Annotated in this window: 20 protein-coding genes; 11 read left to right on the top strand and 9 right to left on the bottom strand. The window is 39.0% G+C overall.

Translation table 11 applies throughout. The features are described 5' to 3' along the window. From C4E06_RS23735 to C4E06_RS23715, 5 genes are all read left to right on the top strand, one after another. A partial coding sequence (locus tag C4E06_RS23735) for a dihydroxy-acid dehydratase (protein ID WP_198648989.1) occupies window positions 1-583 on the top strand: 583 nt, incomplete at its 5' end. A gap of 122 nt (window positions 584-705) precedes the next feature. Continuing rightward, window positions 706-969 (top strand): type II toxin-antitoxin system Phd/YefM family antitoxin, encoded by a 264-nt coding sequence (locus C4E06_RS23730; RefSeq protein ID WP_107670839.1) that lies wholly within the window; start codon window positions 706-708, stop codon window positions 967-969. Next, complete coding sequence (locus C4E06_RS23725; protein ID WP_198648988.1) at window positions 970-2,172, top strand: ATP/GTP-binding protein; 1,203 nt, start codon at window positions 970-972, stop codon at window positions 2,170-2,172. Window position 2,173: 1 nt separating this feature from the next. Then, window positions 2,174-2,461, top strand: coding sequence for a hypothetical protein (locus tag C4E06_RS23720; protein WP_107670838.1), 288 nt, complete (start codon window positions 2,174-2,176; stop codon window positions 2,459-2,461). Beyond that, window positions 2,430-2,912 (top strand): DUF3226 domain-containing protein, encoded by a 483-nt coding sequence (locus C4E06_RS23715; RefSeq protein ID WP_107670837.1) that lies wholly within the window; start codon window positions 2,430-2,432, stop codon window positions 2,910-2,912. The genes C4E06_RS23720 and C4E06_RS23715 overlap by 32 nt, the downstream gene beginning before the upstream one ends. On the opposite strand, the gene C4E06_RS23710 is transcribed toward C4E06_RS23715, so the two are convergent. Next, window positions 2,898-5,423, bottom strand: coding sequence for a mannose-1-phosphate guanyltransferase (locus C4E06_RS23710; RefSeq protein ID WP_107670836.1), 2,526 nt, complete (start codon window positions 5,421-5,423; stop codon window positions 2,898-2,900). The two genes, C4E06_RS23715 and C4E06_RS23710, sit on opposite strands and share 15 nt — an antisense overlap. A 375-nt stretch (window positions 5,424-5,798) precedes the next feature. Beyond that, complete coding sequence (locus tag C4E06_RS23705) at window positions 5,799-7,106, bottom strand: carbonic anhydrase family protein (RefSeq protein ID WP_107670835.1); 1,308 nt, start codon at window positions 7,104-7,106, stop codon at window positions 5,799-5,801. Between the two features lie 263 nt (window positions 7,107-7,369). Between C4E06_RS23705 and C4E06_RS23700 the strand changes: the two genes are divergently transcribed. Both C4E06_RS23700 and coaBC read left to right on the top strand, forming a co-directional pair. Next, window positions 7,370-7,582 carry a DUF2555 domain-containing protein gene (locus C4E06_RS23700; protein ID WP_107670834.1) on the top strand — a complete coding sequence of 71 codons (213 nt, stop codon included), beginning with the start codon at window positions 7,370-7,372 and terminating at the stop codon, window positions 7,580-7,582. A 2-nt stretch (window positions 7,583-7,584) separates the two neighbouring features. Further along, window positions 7,585-8,808, top strand: a complete 1,224-nt coding sequence (coaBC, locus tag C4E06_RS23695) for a bifunctional phosphopantothenoylcysteine decarboxylase/phosphopantothenate--cysteine ligase CoaBC (RefSeq protein ID WP_107670833.1) — start codon at window positions 7,585-7,587, stop codon at window positions 8,806-8,808. A gap of 153 nt (window positions 8,809-8,961) precedes the next feature. Here coaBC and C4E06_RS23690 read toward each other — a convergent pair whose 3' ends face one another. The 5 genes from C4E06_RS23690 to C4E06_RS23670 all read right to left on the bottom strand — a co-directional run bounded on the left by C4E06_RS23690 (window position 8,962) and on the right by C4E06_RS23670 (window position 12,649). Next, window positions 8,962-9,324 (bottom strand): STAS/SEC14 domain-containing protein, encoded by a 363-nt coding sequence (locus C4E06_RS23690; RefSeq protein ID WP_107670832.1) that lies wholly within the window; start codon window positions 9,322-9,324, stop codon window positions 8,962-8,964. Between the two features lie 116 nt (window positions 9,325-9,440). Then, window positions 9,441-9,824 (bottom strand): hypothetical protein, encoded by a 384-nt coding sequence (locus C4E06_RS23685; protein WP_107670831.1) that lies wholly within the window; start codon window positions 9,822-9,824, stop codon window positions 9,441-9,443. Window positions 9,825-9,865: 41 nt separating this feature from the next. Continuing rightward, complete coding sequence (locus tag C4E06_RS23680; RefSeq protein ID WP_107666431.1) at window positions 9,866-11,140, bottom strand: RNA-guided endonuclease TnpB family protein; 1,275 nt, start codon at window positions 11,138-11,140, stop codon at window positions 9,866-9,868. A 428-nt stretch (window positions 11,141-11,568) separates the two neighbouring features. Beyond that, complete coding sequence (locus C4E06_RS23675; RefSeq protein WP_107670842.1) at window positions 11,569-12,279, bottom strand: cytochrome b/b6 domain-containing protein; 711 nt, start codon at window positions 12,277-12,279, stop codon at window positions 11,569-11,571. A 94-nt stretch (window positions 12,280-12,373) separates the two neighbouring features. After that, on the bottom strand, window positions 12,374-12,649 hold the full coding sequence (locus C4E06_RS23670) for a hypothetical protein (RefSeq protein ID WP_107670830.1): 276 nt from the start codon (window positions 12,647-12,649) through the stop codon (window positions 12,374-12,376). A 121-nt stretch (window positions 12,650-12,770) separates the two neighbouring features. Between C4E06_RS23670 and C4E06_RS23665 the strand changes: the two genes are divergently transcribed. Next, complete coding sequence (locus C4E06_RS23665) at window positions 12,771-13,235, top strand: single-stranded DNA-binding protein (protein WP_107670829.1); 465 nt, start codon at window positions 12,771-12,773, stop codon at window positions 13,233-13,235. Between the two features lie 143 nt (window positions 13,236-13,378). Continuing rightward, window positions 13,379-14,194: a DUF4351 domain-containing protein gene (locus tag C4E06_RS23660; protein WP_107670828.1), complete on the top strand. Its 816-nt coding sequence runs from the start codon at window positions 13,379-13,381 to the stop codon at window positions 14,192-14,194. A 271-nt stretch (window positions 14,195-14,465) separates the two neighbouring features. On the opposite strand, the gene purD is transcribed toward C4E06_RS23660, so the two are convergent. Further along, a complete protein-coding gene (gene purD, locus C4E06_RS23655; RefSeq protein WP_107670827.1) occupies window positions 14,466-15,725 on the bottom strand; it encodes a phosphoribosylamine--glycine ligase in 1,260 nt (419 codons plus the stop codon). A gap of 115 nt (window positions 15,726-15,840) precedes the next feature. Between purD and cobT the strand changes: the two genes are divergently transcribed. Together cobT and C4E06_RS23645 are read left to right on the top strand one after the other, a co-directional pair. Next, window positions 15,841-16,950, top strand: coding sequence for a nicotinate mononucleotide-dependent phosphoribosyltransferase CobT (gene cobT / locus C4E06_RS23650; protein ID WP_107670826.1), 1,110 nt, complete (start codon window positions 15,841-15,843; stop codon window positions 16,948-16,950). Between the two features lie 245 nt (window positions 16,951-17,195). Further along, window positions 17,196-17,711, top strand: a complete 516-nt coding sequence (locus C4E06_RS23645; protein WP_107670825.1) for a hypothetical protein — start codon at window positions 17,196-17,198, stop codon at window positions 17,709-17,711. Window positions 17,712-17,749: 38 nt separating this feature from the next. Here the strand turns inward: C4E06_RS23645 and C4E06_RS23640 are convergent, their stop codons facing one another. Then, on the bottom strand, window positions 17,750-19,996 hold the full coding sequence (locus C4E06_RS23640; RefSeq protein ID WP_107670824.1) for an amino acid permease: 2,247 nt from the start codon (window positions 19,994-19,996) through the stop codon (window positions 17,750-17,752). Window positions 19,997-20,211 lie beyond the last annotated feature (215 nt).

Below are 20,211 nucleotides of genomic sequence, written 5' to 3'. Positions count from 1 at the left end.
GCCTTGGGATAACCCTGTTTATAAAGAGGGACATTTAGCCATTTTAAAAGGTAATTTAGCCTCGGAAGGGTCAGTGGCCAAAATTAGTGGGGTGAAGAATCCTAAACTAACAGGACCGGCGCGAGTGTTTGAGTCAGAAGAGGAATGTTTAGAGGCAATTTTAGCCGGAAAAATTAAGGCCGGTGATGTGATTATTGTCCGTTATGAAGGACCTAGAGGTGGTCCAGGAATGCGCGAAATGTTAGCACCAACCTCGGCTATTATTGGGGCTGGTTTAGGTGATTCTGTAGGCTTAATTACCGATGGCCGTTTCTCTGGGGGAACCTATGGTTTAGTGGTTGGTCATGTTGCCCCAGAAGCCTATGTAGGGGGTACGATTGGCTTAGTAAAAGAAGGTGATAGTATTACCATTGATGCTAAAGAAAAGCTGCTTCAAGTTAATGTTTCCGAAGAAGAATTAAACCAACGTCGCGCTAACTGGAAAGCCCCGGAACCTCGTTATAAAAGAGGGGTATTAGCAAAGTATGCTAAGTTAGTTTCTTCTAGTAGTTTAGGGGCGGTAACTGACTTAAATCTGTTTTAAGTTTATGGTGGGCAATGCCCACCCTACTTTTTCAATAATAAGGAGATAAATAAATGAATAATAAAGTTCTGAACTATAAGATATAATAAGAGAGTTGATATTTGTTTGAAAAAATCTAACTAATGACCAAATATATAAACATTACCGAAGTCCAACAAAAATTATTAGAATTATCTGATGACTTGAATGATGAACCTCTTATTATTACAAAAGAAGGTAAACCTATCATGACAGCAATAAGTTATGAACAGTTTGAATCTTTAATAGAAACTTTAAGTATTCTTTCAGATGAAGTATTCAGTCAAAAATTACAAGAAAGTATGACACAAGTAAAAGAAGGAAAAACAAGTTCTTGGGAATCTGCAAAAGAGAAATTAGGATTATGAATGAGACACAAGAATATTAAAAATAATAAAAGAAGACAAAAAGATATGATTAGAGATATTGAGATCGAAAATTTTAGATGTTTTGAACACACCAAAGTTGAAGGATTTGAACGAGTTAATTTAATTGGTGGTAAAAATAATTCAGGTAAAACGGCTTTATTAGAAGCAATATTATTAAATCAGTCGCCTCAACCTAAAACTATTTTTTTATTGAGACAATTAAGACAGGAATCTGAAGAATTTAGTAAAGCTTATCCCGAAAAAGCTTGGGATAACTTTTTTTATAATAACCAAACAGAGTTAGAAGGTAAAATAAAGACTGAATACTTAGAAAATAAATATCAAGAAATAAATCTTCGGACAGAAAAAATAGATAATTTTAGTGATAAAACTAAACTAAAACGAGATTCATTGTATCAAAGTGTTGATTCTTTTCAATCTGAAGAATATTTTTTGCTGGAAAAATACTATTCTTCTTCTTCCTTAAACATTGGTATGATTTTTGATTTAAACGATAGTCAAGATCATAAATATGGATTTAAAATTGTGTATAATAGTAAAGGATTTAACATTAATTTTTTACAAGACAAATCTGGTTTCCGCCGCTTTTCTTATTTGGAAAAACGATTAACTGAGTTTGAAATTTTATTAGTATCATCTCATCATTTTAATAAAAATCTCTCAAATATCTCAGAATATAGTAAATTAGAATTAAATAATAAAACAGATAAATTGATTAAAATACTTCAATCAATAGATGATTCAATAGAATGTATAAAAGTCTTAAGTATTGGTGAACCAAATTTATATATTCAACAAAAATCTAAAAATCTCTTACCTAGTTCTCTATTTGGCGATGCTATTAACAGAGTAACCGAAATTGTTTTAACAATAATCAATAATAATCTGAAAACTATATTAATTGACGAAATAGAAAACGGAATACATTATACAAATCATAGAGACTTTTGGAGAGCATTATTTGAACTGTCAAAAGAACTTGATGTACAAATTTTTGCGACAACTCATAGTTTAGAAATGATTCAAGCATTTCGAGATGTTGGACTTGAAAAATATTCAGATAGTGGTGCATATTTTGAAATGGCGAGAAATCCGAGGACTAATAAAATTATCGGGATAAAACATGAATTAGAAATGTTAGATTATGCTTTAAAACGTAGCGAAGGAATAAGAGGAGAATAATATGAGTAATGTGATCATTGTTGAAGCTGAAAATGACGCTACATTTATTAAGGCAATTGTTAAATATATGAATAAAAAAGAAGATAATAACATTACTATTAATATTGATGATAAAAAAGGTTACACCACTTTAAATGATAAGACTCCAGAAAAAACATACAGAGGATTAAGTGAAGCATCTTTAACCAATAGTTTAAAAAAGAGTAAAAAAACGATTAGAAAAAGAACCTATAGAAAAAGTTGGTATTATTATCGATATGGATCAAAAATTACAACAAGAAAGACTTGATTTAGTTAATAAAGCTATGTTAAATGTTTTTAGTGAAGCTGAAACAATAATAAATATAAACCAATTAGTAAAAATCACAAAAATAGATCAACAAGATATTCAAGCAGCTTGTTATTTTATGAATGTTAACGGAAAAGGAGAATTAGCAACTGTTTTGAAAGAAATTAAAACCCAAAAATCCATTTATGCTGATTGTCTAGAAAGCTGGAAAAACTGCATTATTGATTCTCTTGAAAATAGTGATAAAATTATTATTAGTAATAATGATTTTGATAAACTTTGGGTGTATAATTATATTTACTATGATATTTCTAATAAAGAATATGGATTTAATGAAAAAGGTTTTAAAACAATAATGGACAAGCAACAAGATATCTGGAACTTTGAGCATCCCATTTTAGAAGATTTAAAACTATTTTTAGCCCTATTTGAAAGCCTACATACTAATTAAATCACCTTGTTCTTGTTCAATAAAAGATTGTACTTTGTGACGATATTCCCGAATATTAACATCGACCCATTCTCGATCATCGCTATTGGCAACAATGTGCACAAAGGGTTCCCCTGCATCGGGTAAAATCAAGATCCAGTTATCATTCTGAGGATTAATAATTTTTACCCCATCAATTAATTCAAGTTGTTCAGGATTATGAATTTCTACTAAATAACGCATTAAAGCCCCTTTAACCTTCCAGGGGCAGCGCAAAACGTAGGATTTATGACAAATACGAGGTAATTCTGCTTGAATTTGCACTAGCGATCGCTCTTGAGTGGCCAACATTTCTAATAGTTTCGCTAAACTAAACATGGCATCAAATCCCGGATGCAACTGTGGAAAGATAAACCCGGTGTCCCCACTTCCCCCCAAAGAGACGTTAGGATTCATTTGCGCTGCTTCCATCAATGCAGTAGGATTAGACTTCGTGCGAATTACCTTACCATCGTGACGACGGGCAATTTGTTCCACTGCGCTAGACGCTTCGACCGGCACAACCACCGTACTGCGAGGATAGGCCGTAAAAATCGTATTAACCATCAAAGCGGTTAACCATTCTCCCCGTATGGATAGGCCCGATTCATCCACTAAGATAAACTGTTCTCCATTGGCCGAAACTTGCGCCCCTAAATTAGCTTTAACCGCTTCAACCACTTGGCCCAGTTGATGGAGTAAAGACTCCCTTTCCTCCGTTGTAACCGTAGTTTGACGTAAACTGGCATTGAGAACAATGGCATCACAACCAAACTTAGTCAGGAGTTGGGGTAAAATCGCCCCTGACACCCCATAAACATAGTCAATGACAATTTTGGGGTCACTGTTACTAATACTGTCAATATCCAGTTGAGTCTCAAAAGTTTCACGATAGGTATCAATGATTTGCGCCGGATAGGCCATATTACCAATGTCTGCAATCCCCACCCGTCGTAAATCTTCCTTAAAATAAGCCCCTTCAATTTTCTTTTCTTGGGACTTAGGAATATTAATTCCTTGCTCGTCCAAAAATTCAATTAAAATATGATCCGTGCGATCCGGATGGGCCCGTAAATGAACCCCACCGGACACCCCTAACTTGGGGGTCATGGTGCGAGAAATGGGAATAGCAGTGGCTTCGAGGTTTTGAATATTAATCCCCACCGACATCAACCCAGAAATCAAAGAACGGCTAATCATGCGAGAAAACCCCCGTTGATCCCGTGATACCACCACTTGCGATCCGGCTTTGAGGGTTGAGCCATAGGCCGCCCCTAATTTCACCGCAAATTCTGGGGTAATATCAATATTAGCCAGTCCTGTCACGCCCCGTTGACCAAAAAGATTGCGATTAGCTGTACTACCCCAAATTAAATTAATATTCAAGATAGCTCCTGATTCAACTCGTTTGTTCGGCCAAACCCGAACATTTGAACTTATTTGTGCTTCTTCTCCTAGGATGGACAATGGACCGATGATCGCCCCTTCTAACACTTGCGATCGCCGATCAATTCGGGTTCCTCTGGCAATGACACAAGCCGCCAAATAGGATTCATCCCCAACGGTGACACCATTCCAAATAATGGGCCGTTTTAAGTCGGAGGCTGCCCCAATGGTGACGTTATCTCCGATGACGCATCCTTGTTCGATCATTACCCCCGGACCAATACGACAGTTATCTCCAATGAGGGCCGGGGGTTCAATTTTAGCCGTCGGATCAATGTAAGTATTCTGCCCCAACCAAATCCCCGGAGACTGTTCGTCATAAGCAAAATCAAGTTTAACTTTTTTTTCTAAGGCATCATATTGGGCTTCTCGATAGGCATCTAAATGGCCCACATCGCACCAATATCCCTCAGCAATGTAGCCATACATGGGTTCCCCTTTGGCTAAGAGGAGGGGAAATAAATCCTTAGAAAAGTCGCTTTCTTCTTTGGCCGGGAGGTATTCTAGGACTTCTGGTTCTAAGATATAGGTTCCTGTGTTCACGGTATCGGAGAAAATTTCGCTAGAGGCAGGTTTTTCGAGGAAACGGATAATTTTTTGTTCTTTATCGGTGATGACCACCCCAAACTCCATGGGGTTGGGGACACGGGTTAGGACAAGGGTGGCTTTCGATTTTTTTTGACGATGAAAGGCGATGGCTTCTCTGAGATCGAAATCTGTAATACTATCCCCACTAATCACTAAAAAAGTATCTTGGAGAAGGTCTTCTACATTTTTTACACAACCGGCCGTGCCTAAGGGTTGCTCATCTTCTACGGCGTAGGTCATTTCTACCCCAAACTCTTTGCCATCTTGGAAATAATCCCGCATCACATCGGGAAGATAGTATAACGTGGCAATTATCTCGGTGATCTTATGTCGTTTGAGTAAATTAATGATATGTTCTGCGATCGGGCGATTTAGGATAGGTACCATTGGCTTAGGTAAATCGCAGGTCAATGGACGTAACCGAGTTCCTGATCCCCCAGCCATTAGCACTGCACGCATAAATCCTCCTTTAATGGTTGATTTTGTTACTTATTTTTACAATTCAAGCTACCATTTCTCCCTTCTACCATAGCTCATTTTTGGAGCTTAGAGGCTGTTTCCATTGAGGAGAAATTATTGAGCGATCGCTCTGACATTCTCTCGGTTAATCAAAGGGTTTCTCTGACAACAACCATAGGAATCTTCAAGTTTTCACCCCTTTGAATAATGATTGCAACCATAGAGAAAATGAGTCGTTGATCAATGTTCAACGACTCTAGATTAAGAAATGTAAAGAAAATTAAGGAATGGGAACAGGTAACCATAAAGCGATAAGTAAAGATTATGACTAGTGTCAATAAATAAGGGTTACCTGTTCTGTGATCCCTGTTGCTTTTACTGTTGACCTTTCTTTTGTTTCAAGCGAGACACCGCACCTGCACCAGCTAAACCCAATAAAGCGATCATCGAACCGGGTTCAGGAACGCTAGCTGGAGAAGCTCCAAAATTAAGATCCTCTGTAGCATCGTCGTTAACGGTAACTTGATAGTTAAGTTGAGTCAGTCCCAAAAGACCTAAATCCAACGCATTACCAAAGTTAAGCTCAGAAATCGATCCCCCATTCAGGGTTTCTTGATGATTATGTTCGTTAAACTGTCTTCCATTCAAATCCTGTAACGGTCGATTATTCTTGGTAAAACCAATACTAGATAGATAATCTTGGAAGATGTCGATTTGTCCAGCAGACATCTGAATGGTATCTTCAAAGACAAACCAGTTAACCCCTTCCGTTGCAGGAGGTGTGGTTAAGGAGCCATTATAGAACCAACCATCAAAATTAGTGGGGATGATATCGCCAATATTTAGGTTTTGACCCAAGGTGAAACTAGAAGGAAGACTGCCATTGGTATCTAGTTCATCTTCAATGGCATCAAACAGGGGTTTTAACTCCTGATTTTCGCTACCTTCTTCTACTAATAACCCCAGAACCGATAATCCTCCGTCGACATGGCGGTTAACAAAGTGTAACTCCATGTCCGAGAGGAGTCCATCGATCGCGTGTTCACTTTCGTAGTGGAAATGGAACTGTTGCAGTTCAAAGGTTTCTCCTGCTACATCTATATCGTTGAAACTACTGGGTAAATATTCAACATTGAAGTTTTTGCCAGCATTGGCAACTTGATCTAGGTTTTGACCGGTATAGTTAACGGTCAAATATTCGCTTAAATCAATGGTAGGGGTATCGGTAATATTGACCGGCGATTGAAAGTTACCGTTAGCATCCGGTGCAATCAGTGGCCAATCATTATCGGGATCATCGTAATCCCAACCTCCGTTAACGACACCGAGTTGCAGACTTTCAATAAAGTTGGGTAAGGTTTGTTTCCAACCCGATTGTTGTACTTCTCGTACCACATAGGGACCCGGTGCTAAGCCTGTAAATTCGTAATTACCGAATAAGTTAGTGGTATCGGTTGCAATCACGTCACCATCAAAGTCGATCAGTTGAATTTCCCATCCAGCTAAACCGAGTTCTAAGGGATCTCTGATGCCATTTTTATTGAGATCGTTGAATTTCGTTCCTGAAATAGAACCGAGTTGCGCCATAGCAGGGGTGGCAAAACCACCAAGCACAGAACAGCAGGTTAAAGCCGTAGCACTGGCTACTTTTAAAAGGCTTAAAATCCTCACAGTCGTATTCATAATTATTGTGTTATGGGTGCAATAGAGTTTTATGATTCCTTAAGAATGTTAAACGAATATTCTTTTTTTGTAAAGTTGTATGTAGATTATGATCAATTTTAAAATTGATAAATAAAACTTATAAAAAATAAGAAGATATTAAGAAACAATCAAGTTGCCAAACGAGAAACAATAAGAATAATTGAAAGGAAGAGATGATTTGTTAGGGATCAGGGTACAATGGGAAAGACGGGAGAATTAGCAACGTCAGAGGAGGTGCGGTGATGACAACCGTAAGTTTGACAGGGCAAGACATTTCTGTGATGACAGAGCAAGATGTAGCGGATCTGGCAGGACGACTCGAACAAGATGATTATACCAATCCCTTTGAAGCCCTCAAAGATTGGCATACATTGCGAGCGATCGCTTTCCAACGTCAAGACCTCGCAGAACCTTATCTCTACTTGCTCGATATCGAAGCTTATGACGAAGCTTAATCATGCTCAAGTCTAAAGTGGTCCTCATAGGCATTAGTGGCGGTATTGCTGCTTATAAGGTCTGTGAGGTTATTTCTTCTCTCTTTCAAGCCGGGGCAGAGGTTCGGGTGATCCTCACAGAAACGGCTCAACGCTTCATCACACCCTTAACGGTTTCTACTCTCAGTCGTCATCAAGCTTACACCGATACAGAGTTTTGGCAGGGGACTCATTCTCGACCCTTACATATTGCCCTGGGAGAAGAGGCAGACTTATGTTTGATTGCACCTTTAACCGCGAATACCTTGGGTAAATTAACTCATGGGTTGGCCGATAACTTATTGACCAATACGGTTTTAGCCTCTGGGTGTCCCATTTTACTGGCACCGGCCATGAATACAGAAATGTGGGAACAGCCGGTGGTTCAACGGAACTGGCAACAATTACGGCGAAATAGTCGTTATCATAGTATCGGTCCGGGGTCAGGTTTACTCGCTTGCGATCGCGTGGGTTCAGGACGGATGGCCGAACCAAGAGAAATCATTACTAAATTACAATCCCTCGCTTACACTCAAGGACAACAAGATTTTAAGGGGAAACGGATCTTAATTAGTGGAGGGGGAACCAGAGAGCATCTTGATCCGGTGAGATTTTTAGGGAATCCCTCCACCGGAAAAATGGCCTTAGCTTTAGCTCAAGCAGCCAGCGATCGCGGTGCTATTGTTACTTTAGTACACGGTCCGATCGCACCAGAATTACGCCCCATCGCTCCTGATTATAAACTAATCTCTGTGGTGAGTGCTGACCAAATGGAAGCGGTGATCATGAGCCATTTAGTGGAGTCTGATATTATTATTATGTCCGCTGCGGTAGCTGATGTAAAACCTGTCAATTATACGGCTCATAAATTACCGAAACAAGAGCTACCTATTGAGTTAAAATTAGAACCGGTTCCCGATATTTTAGGGAAGTTAGGCAGTCTCAAAAAAGTCCATCAAATCTTAATTGGATTTGCTGCCCAAACCGGAGACATTGTTAAGCCGGCCTTAGATAAACTAAAGCGTAAAAATTTAGATATTATTGTTGCTAATCCTATTGACCAGCCAGAAGCAGGGTTTGGAACTAATACCAATCAAGCTATTTTTATTAATGCCAATGAACAACAAAAAACCATAGAATCTTGTTCTAAATTAGAACTATCTCATCGCTTATTAGACTTTGTGAGAACCGTTAGGGTGAATCGTTAATCGATCAAAGATAGTTTAGTCACTATTGCCTCTTACCATCCCCCCTAACCCCCCTGCCCCTAACCCCCCTGCCCCCTACCCCCCCTGCCCCCCTTATAAAGGGGGGTGTGGGGGGTGTGGGGGGTTATCGAAGTTGCAAGATATTATCATAACTCAGCAACTTACCCATTCTTGTGCTTGAGACAGTTGATTATTATGAAAAACTTCAACAGGATAAGGTAGAATGAATCCTATTAATTGAGTCACCCTTCGTATCCATTCAATATCAGACACTAAAGCGATTTTCTCAAAATCAGTCCAATGCTTTAGTCCGAGTTTAAAATCTTCCCAAATAGCTTTAAGATCAAAGCCAGAAAATTCATGACCGAGTTCATACAATAAACGGATTTTTTTGTATTGTCTGAGTTTGGTTTCTATGGCAGGAATAACCAGTGATTGATAATCATCTCCCGTCACTTTGCCTTCCGCTTCTAAAGCTAAAACTAAATCATTTTTTACTGTTAAAAAATTAATCATTATTAAACCCTCCTGATTTTTGTTTATCTTATGTTGAAAAATAGATAATGTACCCCTCACTTATAACCCAATTAGACAGTAACAAGAAGATAACAACGGTTCCCTTAAAACTGATTTTAACCAGCCAAACTTAAGAAGAGTAAACCCCCTCCTAAAATAGTTTCGATCACTCCAGCTATCTGAATATATCTATGTAAAAATTCATCCGACCAATTTTTAACGAAATTTGCCCAACCTGGAACAAGAAGATAGAGAACACATTTAATAGTAATTAACCACCCTAAAATCGTAATCATCACTGTCCAGTTAGCCACCCAAAGATTATGGACAAAAACCACAATTAATCCCCAAGGAAGGAATAAAAGTGACCAGAAGATTAACCAAGTCTGTTTGGTTAACAGTTCTTTAATTAAATCTTTCCAGACGAAACTTTGTAACAGATAAGATAAACCCGTTATGATCAGAAAACTAGCAATAATCCGTTCAATTATTATTGTCATAACTTACCCCCTTGATAATCATTTTTGACATACTCCACTCGTTAAGCTCCTACGTCGCTATAACGAGGGATTCTTAAACTCGCGCTTAAGATTTCCTGCTTCACAGATTGGTAACTAGGCAAAGCCCCCGTCCCATCATCTCCACAGGCATTTTCAGATACGCTATGCCCTAGCGCATATTCTTCTACACCACGATTTCTGATAACTTGCGCTGCTGCCACGTCTCGGTGGGTTTTATACCCACATTCAGGACAATTATGCTCTCTAACATCAAGGGTTTTCTTACCAGTATGAAACCCACAATTAGGGCAAATTTGAGATGTAAAATTCTTGTCAACTTCATTAACAAAAACATCTCTTTTCCATGCTACCCATTTAAGAATGGTTATGAATTGTCTAAAACCAGCATCAAGACAATGTTTAGATAACATTCCTTTAGCCCATGACCTAAAATCAATATCTTCAATAAATATTGATTGTGATTGGTCACAAAGACGATGAGCTAACTTGAAATGCCAGTCTTTACGAGTATCAGAAATTCGTTGATGTAATCTAGCTATCTTTTTGTTTAACTTGTGTCTATTATTAGAGCCTTTTTTCTTATTTCTTAATCTACGCTGTAGCAATTTCAGCTTACGATGTAGTCGATTTAAGAATCGAGGTCTATCCACAAGTTCACCATCGGAAGTAGCCAAGAATTTATCTAAACCTAAGTCAATACCTAAAGGATGTCCATGAAAAGAAACGTCAGGAATATTAACATCTAACTGTAAAGAAAGCATCATGAAGTAACCATTAGCTCTCCTTACAATGCGAGCTTGTTTTAACTCAAACCCATCAGGTATTTCTCTAGACTTTCTAAACTTTACCCATCCTAGGTGTGGTAATTTAATTTCGTTACCTTTAATACAATCTTTTAGCATTTGAGGATATACATAAGACCGCATTCTATCCCTATTTTTAAAGCGCGGAAAGCCTAACTTTTTGGACTGCATATCGGCAAAAGCTCTATCTAAAGTCCTCAAGACTTGTTGTAAAACTTGAGCGTTTACTGATTTGAGTATGTCATTAGTTTTCTTGGCCTTTGTTAATGCTTTAGCTTGATTGTGATAATTAGGGTAAGGTACGTCAGGAGAAATAATATATTCCTGAATTAATGAGCAAGAATTAACAGGGGATTTTCTAGAACTTAGCCAGTCCTTACGATCTCTTAAAGCATAATTCCAGACGGAGCGACAAACATTTAAAGTATGTTCAATTACCTCAATTTGTTGCTTATTTGGGATTAGCTTAAATTCGTAAGTTAATGTAAGCATTAGTTCGACCACTATTAATACTTTCCCTAGTTTAAATTAATCTACACACAATGTCAACTCGTGTAAGTTGTCTCCCGCTGGTCGGTTTATTTGTTGGCAAAAATTCATCTCCCGTTAATTTCTATGAGTCTTTTTTTGGGGAGAAATATAACGGGAGTCCTCTTTTTGTATTTCAGGATAGACAAGGAAGGTTAATCAGAATGTAGAATGTAGAATGTAGAATTACCTCCACCTCAATTTGGAGGCTTGAAACAAGGAAAACTCTTCTTCTCTTGGTCGATTGGATATGGCGAGGAAACCTCGCCATCCCTCGACCGCTTTCATCCCCTTGAAATAGGAGGCTTGGAACCCTTTTTTTGGTCAAAGGCCGATGGTTTTATCGTTTCGACTCTCTATTTTTATTATAATCATTTTTCATCTAAGTAGTGTTACATTTCTTTAAGGAGAGCAAGTATCCAAGCAGCGATTAAACTAAACCAAATCAGCAATTCTAGCCATTTTATCCAGTAAGTTTGGTTCCACCAAAGTTGAACCCAAGAAATATTGAAATTCTGCCAATAAGTTTTAAGATGATTGGGCCATTGTAATGGACTATCTTGTGGCTTATAGAACCAGTTAAACATAGAAACAAAGAAAGGGAATCCACCCACTTTCGCACTAACTAATAAATGAACCGCTAAACTAATAAACATGATCACCCACGATAGTAAATGGGCTAAATACCAACTATGATTAAGTTCTCCATTGGGTAACCATTTTTCATCCATCATTTTGCCAGTAAACACTGCAAACGTGAGGGAAACAAGGGTCAAGGTATTAATAACCCGATGAAAATGATAAGACCAACCTTTTTGAGAAATATGGCTTAACTTAGACAAAGTATTCCGTTGAATTAAACGTTTTCGGCCTTGATGAAACCCATAAAAAACTAACGTGGGGAAGATCAATAACGTCCACAGTCCAAAGGTGCCATGAATCCCTTCGATTTCTTCAAACTTAGGTAAAGGAATTTGTCCCCATCGGCCGTCATAAACATCATAAGTCCAGTAAGCGGTAATCATCGCCAAAATGAGGAATAAAGCGGTTAAACCGTGGACGATACGAAGTAATAAAGGTTGATAAGGTTGTAGAATTTTCATGACAATCATGACAATCAAGAATACTAAAATGGGGTAAGACCAAGGAAGAAAGAAGATAATAAGTATCTCTTTTTCCCTTTGCCTTTCTATTTATCTATTGTTCTGCTTGAACCATAGAAAAGAATCCAGGAACCCTGCCGGCAGCCGCACCACCATCTTTTTGAGAGAGGATGACAGCACTAATTTGATCACTCATGACGGCCACTTTTTTTTCTGTTTGTTTCTCACAAGTTAACTCAATTAACTGAGACGTTCCTGATTTCATGGCATTGACAATCTGATCGTAAAGTGTTTGTGCGTCCTCAATTTCTTTGCGTTGCACGGAAATAGGAAGAGGGGTGTACTTTAGGGCTAAATCAATACTAATCATTAACGCTCCTTACGGTAAATACTGTCTATTTTATTATGGGTTAAAAATGGGAAGTGTGGGAAGTTGAGGAAGAGTGCAGAATGATAAAATAGTAATACCGTTGATCTTGGAAGTTGAATAAATGAATACTTGCGTGTTAATGGCGAAAGTCATTAGTAACCCTGAATTACGCTATACCCCAGATAACCAGACAGAAGTAGCGCAAATGTTGGTAGAATTTGAAGGACGGCGCAAAGAAGATGCGCCCTGTACCTTAAAAGTTGTCGGATGGGGCGGTTTAGCAACCCAAATGAAACAAAGTTGCACCGAAGGCGATCGCTTGATTTTAGAAGGCCGTTTAGCGATGAATACCTTTGAACGGAAAGAAGGATTCAAAGAAAAACGGGCAGAATTGGTGATTTCTCGCTTTTATCCCTTAGATGGGGTGGCTGAGTCTTCTACTGTGGATAATGTAGTTTCTTTTGATTCTGCTAAATCATCCCAACAGATGGATCATAGTTATGATGAGGATGACTATGATATGGATGAGTCAGAAACAGCAACCCCTACATCAGATAATGAAGCTGATGATCCCATTCCTTTTTAATTAATTTCTCATTAATCTCTTTTATATCAACAATTTTTCTGGGGTTTAATATTATTAAACCCCTACGGACGTTCAACCGAAAATGATTAGATAAGGAAGTTAAACCACGACTTAAATCTAGTTAAGTAACGGAAACTAATATTATGTTATTAAACTATAATCCTAAAGATTGTCTTCCCTCTGCCGAAGATTTACCCGATTCTGATGATACACCTGTGGATAACGAATTACAAGACCTAATCCCCCATTTACTTCAATCGATTCTGGCCTTAATTTGGTCAGATAGACAAGACTGGTATTTTGGGGTTGATATGGGTATTTATTATGATCCTTATGAACCTGCTATTGTTCCTGATGGGTTTTTAAGTATTGGCGTTCCTCGTATTATTGATGAAGATTTACGGTTATCCTATGTGTTATGGGAAGAACAAAAGGTTCCCATTTTAGTGTTAGAAGTGGTTTCTCATAAAAGAAGAAAAGAATATACGCAAAAAAAAGATTTTTATGCAGAAATGGGAATTTTATATTATGTTATTTATAATCCTTTGCGAAAAAGAAAACCCAGATTAGAAGTTTATCAATTAAACAATGGAAACTATGAATTATTACAAGGGGAAACAATCTGGTTATCAGAATTAAATATAGGAATAGGGAAAGAAACAGGGATTTATCAAGGAATAGAAAGAGAATGGTTATATTGGTACGATGAAAAAGGTCAGCGTTATTTAACTCCTGAAGAAAGAATTAAATCAGAAGGAGAAGAAAGACAAAAAAAAGGAGAAATAGAGGGAAAACAAAACCTAATTTTAGGTCAACTGCAACGAAAGTTAGGGAATATTTCTTTAAAAACTGAACAAAAAATAAAACAATTATCCTCTAGTCAATTAGATAAGTTATCTCTTGCTTTATTTGATTTTACTGATTTAGATGGTTTAAATCAATGGTTAGATGAAAGGTAAGATGGGCATTGCCCACCCTACGATCTCGAACTATAATCTTATGGTTTGGTGGTGAACGTTTGTATTAATTAGCAGGTGGGAATAGCTGATCTTGTAGTGGACTGTTTTAACTAAAATGGTGGGTTACGACGGACTCTTATGTGTCTGTGATGACTAAATTATCGCCGTATAACCCACCCTACGCTAATGCTATTGTTGTTAGGGTTAGCTACTACTGGGATCGTATTTTAAAGTTTGGTGGTGAACGTTTGTATTAGTTTTTCATCAATGATTAACGAACCCGATGACCAATATCACGACGATAATATTTACCAGAAAAATCAATAGCTTCGATGCAACCATAAACCGTCTCGATCGCTTCATTGAAATCTTGACCCCTAGATGTTACCCCTAACACTCGTCCCCCATCGGTGAATAAGCACTCGCCGTCTAACTTGGTTCCTGCTTGAAACACTGTTGATCCGAGGGTTTCGGCTTCAGTGATCCCTGTAATCACTTTTCCTTTTTCGTAGCTTCCAGGATAGCCTTCAGAGGCAGCTACTACACACACCGCACTGCCGTCATACCATTGTAACGGGGCAAACTCATTTAAACGGCCTTCAATACAAGCCATCAACAACTCATCTAAGGGAGTTTCTAATAAAGGTAACACCGCTTGCGTTTCAGGATCACCGAAGCGACAATTATATTCTAGAACTTTGGGATCACCTTCTGGTGTCACCATTAACCCGGCATACAATACCCCACAATAGTTAATACCTTGTTGACGCAACGCTGACACAGTCGGTTCTAAAATTTCTTGTTGCACCCTTTCTAATAACTCAGGGGTTGCGATCGGTGCCGGTGCATAGGCCCCCATTCCGCCGGTATTAGGACCCGTATCTCCTTCTCCAATGCGTTTATGATCTTGTGCTGGTAATAAAGGCCGTACAGTTTTCCCGTCGGTGAGGGCTAAAATAGAGACTTCTTCCCCTTGTAAACATTCTTCGACCACAATTAAATTAAAACCGGTGGTCATTAACTCATCTACGGCTGCTTGCGCTTCTTCTACGGTTTGAGCAACGATCACCCCTTTTCCGGCGGCTAAGTTATCCGCTTTGACGACGATAGGGGCCCCTTGTTGAGTAATATAAGCTTTAGCTGCCTCTGCATCGGTAAAAGTCTCTCCTTGGGCGATGGCAATACCAGCATCGGCCATCAATTTTTTAGCCCAAGACTTGCTAGACTCGATTTGTGCGCCAGCTTGAGTCGGTCCAAATACCTTAATATTGTAGCGTTGTAAATAATCGGTGATGCCTTTCGCTAAGGGAACTTCTGGTCCAACCACCACGAAATCAATCTTATGTTTCTGGACATATTCAGCAATATTGCCAAAGTCATCCACTGCATAGGGAAGATTTTCGCACCTTTCCAATAAAGCAGTGCCTCCATTGCCAGGGGTACAAAAACACTGTTCTACTTGAGGCGACTGAAGTAGTTTCCAAGCTAGGGCGTGTTCTCGCCCTCCATTTCCCACAACTAAGACTTTCACGCTTTAATCATACATAAAATAAACCCATAGACATCATAAGTCTGTAAGTGCTACCATTGCAATCTAATTGTCATAACTTGATCACTGCCCACGGGTCAGAGATCACTGAAAAAAGATGTTTCGCATTTATACTGCTCATTCATTAGGACAGAAATGGGTTGAAAACTATCAAGACTTTTCACCAATTTTTGCTTGTATTTTAGGCTTTACTGAGACTGCTTTAATTCGGGGTATTTCAGCAGCCGGGGCAACGCCAGAAGCGAGAAAATATACTGCGATCGCTGATGCCGAATTTTTAATTAATGGGGTTCAATCTTCTTATCAATACCGGTTACCTCCTTTAACCCAAGGGGTTTCTCCTGTATTTATTACTCGCGCGGTGGTAGAAGCGTGTCATATTCCGATTTATTTATTTAATGCTGGTTTACCGATTCCTCCTTCTGTTTCTTACATTGATTTAGGGGGCAAACCGGCCCACTGTTTAACCACAGGAAAAGCCTTACCCTTACCGTTAGTTTATGAGTTATTTCAACAAGGATTAAACTGGGGTAAAAAATTATCGAAAACTTCTACAAAAAATTATTTAATTCTCAGTGAATGTGTTGTAGGTGGCACAACAACCGCCTTGGCTATTTTAACAGGATTAGGCTTTAACGCTACAGGAAAAGTTAATAGTAGTCATCCGACTTGTAATCATGAACAAAAAGAATTAATCGTAAAAAAAGGCTTGACAAATGCTAGATTTTATGTTTTTTTTAAACCGATTAATCCTTTTGAATTAGTGGCTGCTGTGGGTGATCCCATGCAAATTGTAGTCGCAGGAATGGCGATTAGTGCTAGTTTAAAAACGGGGGTCATGTTGGCTGGAGGAACGCAAATGTTAGCGGTTTATGCTTTAATTCAAAGCATTATTAATACTTCTAAATGTGATGTTAATTTAGATAATATTATTGTGGGGACAACGCGCTGGGTAGCAGAAGATATTACAGGAAATACTGTTGCTTTAGCGGATGATATTGGTACGGTTCCTTTATTCGCTACTCAATTGAATTTTTCTGGTTCTTCTTATGAACAATTGAGAATCTATGAAAAGGGATATGTTAAAGAAGGTGTGGGGGCCGGAGGTTGTGCGATCGCTGCTTCTTTATCTTATCATTGGACTCAAGAAAAGTTATTAAATAGTATTGAAAATCTTATTAATAATTATCAAAGAATAACAAATTAGGTGTATTTTGATTAGGTAATTTAACGCTCTTATGATCAATATCCGCTATTATTTAGTATAATACGGCTATACCGCTACGCAAAAGGCCAAACTCAAAAGTAGGTTACTAAAGACTTTAGAATCTTTAATTATTCTAGTGGATATTGGGTCACATGATGAGGTTTATTAATAAGAATAATAATTAAAATAGTATTTAAAATTGTTAGGGTGGATTACAATTTATTAATATACAGGGGATAATCTCAATGTTGCAATTACTATCAACTTCTTTTTTATTAATTTCTTTGAGCTTTTATGAGCAATCATTAAAGTATCTATCAATAATTCGTGATCAAGGGATTGAAAATCATAAAATACTCGCTCAGAATAGAGAAAATAATCAACAATTTAATCAGTTAAAACAAGAATTAGAAAAAGCAGGATTTGAGGTAATTATTGCTTTACCACCGAAACGAGGAGCTTATGGACTCTTACAAGTTACCACAAAAAAAATATGGATTAATCCCGTTGTTTTTGATCTCCATATTGCCCTACCAACTATCATTCATGAATCGGTTCATGCGTCTCAAGTCTGTGCAGGAAAAGGAGAAATCACAGCATTAGGATTAACCCTAGAACCCATTAATCAAGCGCGTCCTTTTTTTCAAGGGTATCGAGATATTCATCGTAAAGACTTAGAAAGAGAAGCTTATACGGTACAAACCCAACCCAATAGTTTTGAATTAGCTTTATCTTTACTTAGAGAAAAGTGTAACCTATAACCTAGTAAGGTGGGCAGTGCATCGGCCTACAGTAATATTCAATTTTCTCCTAAAACTTCTTGGAAATTAAACTCAGGGGCAGCTAAAACAAAAACAGTGGTAGGTAAATCTTCAGTCCAATGTTGTAGTCTTTCATAGTTAGGAACAAACAGTTTATCGTCACTGGGAGAGGGCATTCCTAAAAAGATAAAGTCAGCCCCTTGAGACGACTGTTTCAGAATAGTGGCAAAGGTGCGACCATTGGCTACAATAATCTCAGATACGGCATCAATGCGTAAATCTTGGACTAATTTATCTAAGTTATGTTGGGCCTCACTCACCGCAGTTTCATCCATGACCACTAACTTAAGATGAATCTCGCCTTTTTGCCATTTCGGATTAGAGTGGAGTAGATAAGCCAAAATCAACATTAAACTACCATTCCCTTGTATTCCACCTCCCCACCAAACATCGATACGAAAGCGACGATTTTTTGACTCGTGCCAGGGATCATAGGATAAATTAGGATTTTCTCGCAAAACAATGACATTGCGCTGTGCCTTATAAAGATTAGCGATCATTTGACAATAGCGATCGCGGTGAGTGGTTTGTTGAGAATCACCCAATAAAATCGTATTCGGAACAATCGATCCTAACCCATAGGTTTCAACGAGTCTTTCAGCCCCATCGAAGGGATCAGGGGCCGTAATTAACCTAACTAATGCTTGTACCCCACGACGTTGTAAATAGTCCCGAATACGCCGTTCTAATACCGCTTGACCGGCAATATCCCGTGATCCTTGGGGTAAGACACTGGAAACCGTAATTAACCCTCGCTCATGGGTCAACGCTTGGGCTAACTGAATTAACGGCCAGCGTTTAGTGGGCGCACCCGACAAGACTAAAAATTGAGGCCGCCAATTTTTTGTATCATCGGTGTGGTCCGTTTGTAAAATGGCCATGCGTAAAATAGCCATCCAGATACCTCGTCGCACGTCTCCCCACGTTACCATCAACTCCCGTTGACGCACCCAAAAATAGATGGCAATAACCACAATAGCAGCCACACAGGTAGCCAAAGCATCGATGAGAAACATCACCCCTAAACAGCCAACAGCCCCTAATAAAGATAAAGCCCAAGGCACTTTAAAAGAGGGACGAAACGAGGGACTATTTAATAACCCTTCTACCCCGGCCGAAATATTTAAGACTAAATAGGTGGTCAAGAAAAACATGGTTAACACTGGGGCAATAATATTTAAGTCCCCAATACAAACCGCAGCGATCGCTACGGCAAACGTCACCAATGTGCCTATTTTCGGTTCATCGTTGGGCCCACTCCCCTGGCCTAAAAAGCTCATCCACGGGGGGAAAATGCCGTCTCTGGCCAAGGCTTGAAGAATACGCGGGGCTCCTAAAATACTACCAATGGCACTACTGAGGGTTGCCCCCCAAACCCCTAAGGAAATGGCCGGTCCCCATAAGGCCATGCGTTGCATAATCAAAGGTTCGGCAATTAAGGTGCTACTATTGGCCCGCATGGCTAAGAAGATGGGTAAAGTCATATAGATTAAAAACCCGGTTCCCACGGCAGCCAAGGTGCCGATGGGTAGGGCTTTAATGGGGTCCTTTAAGTCTCCTGACATATTTACCCCGGCCATGATTCCAGTTACCGCCGGAAAAAAGACAGCAAATACACCCCAAAAGGGTTCTTTATTATTAACCCACAGTTCGATATGGGTTTCTTCGACGGAATGACCAAAGAAGAAAGAGAATAATGATAAGACAATGGCCGCCATGATGAAATATTGGGCTTTAATGGCAATATCAGCCGAGGTAAAGGCTAAAATGCCTACGCCGACGGTGACAATTAAGGCGATGTAGAGTTGACTTAAGCCCAAGTCAGGAAAGGCTGTCACCACACTTTCAGCAAAACCGATGGTGTATAACGCCACAGAAAGGGCTTGGGCAAAATAAAGGGGGATGCCCACTGCCCCCCCGGTTTCGACTCCCAGAGAGCGACTAATCATATAATAAGCCCCTCCGGTTCTGACTACGCGATCGGTGGCGATGGCACAAACGGAAAGGGCGGTTAAAAAGGTAATACTATTGGCTAAGACAACGATTAAAATCGTCCCGATTAACCCTGAATTGCCGACAACCCAACCAAAGCGTAAATACATGATTACGCCCAGGATGGTCAAAATAGAAGGGGTATAAACACCCCCAAAGGTTCCTAAGCCGGATGGGTTGTCTTCGACGGGAGGTTGAGGGTTGGGGGGTTGCGATCGAAAGGGCAATTTCACAGACGACTATGACCTTATCTAGTTGATCATCGTTATTATGCCAGATTTTTGAGTCTAGGCAATGCCTAAGACTATACAGAATAGTAGATCACAAACATTCTCATCTTGGGGTTGCAGGGGAGTAGGGAGCAGGGAGCGGGGGAGATAAAAATAAAACTAAATTGATTTCAAAGTTGTTACTCTTGAGATCACAAAATAAATCCCAAGAAAGACTT

Origin of the sequence: Cyanothece sp. BG0011 (genome assembly GCF_003013815.1) — a bacterium.
GTDB lineage: Bacteria > Cyanobacteriota > Cyanobacteriia > Cyanobacteriales > Microcystaceae > Crocosphaera.
The sequence above is the reverse complement of the archived record's forward strand: the minus strand, read 5'-3'. Positions and strand labels throughout refer to the sequence as shown.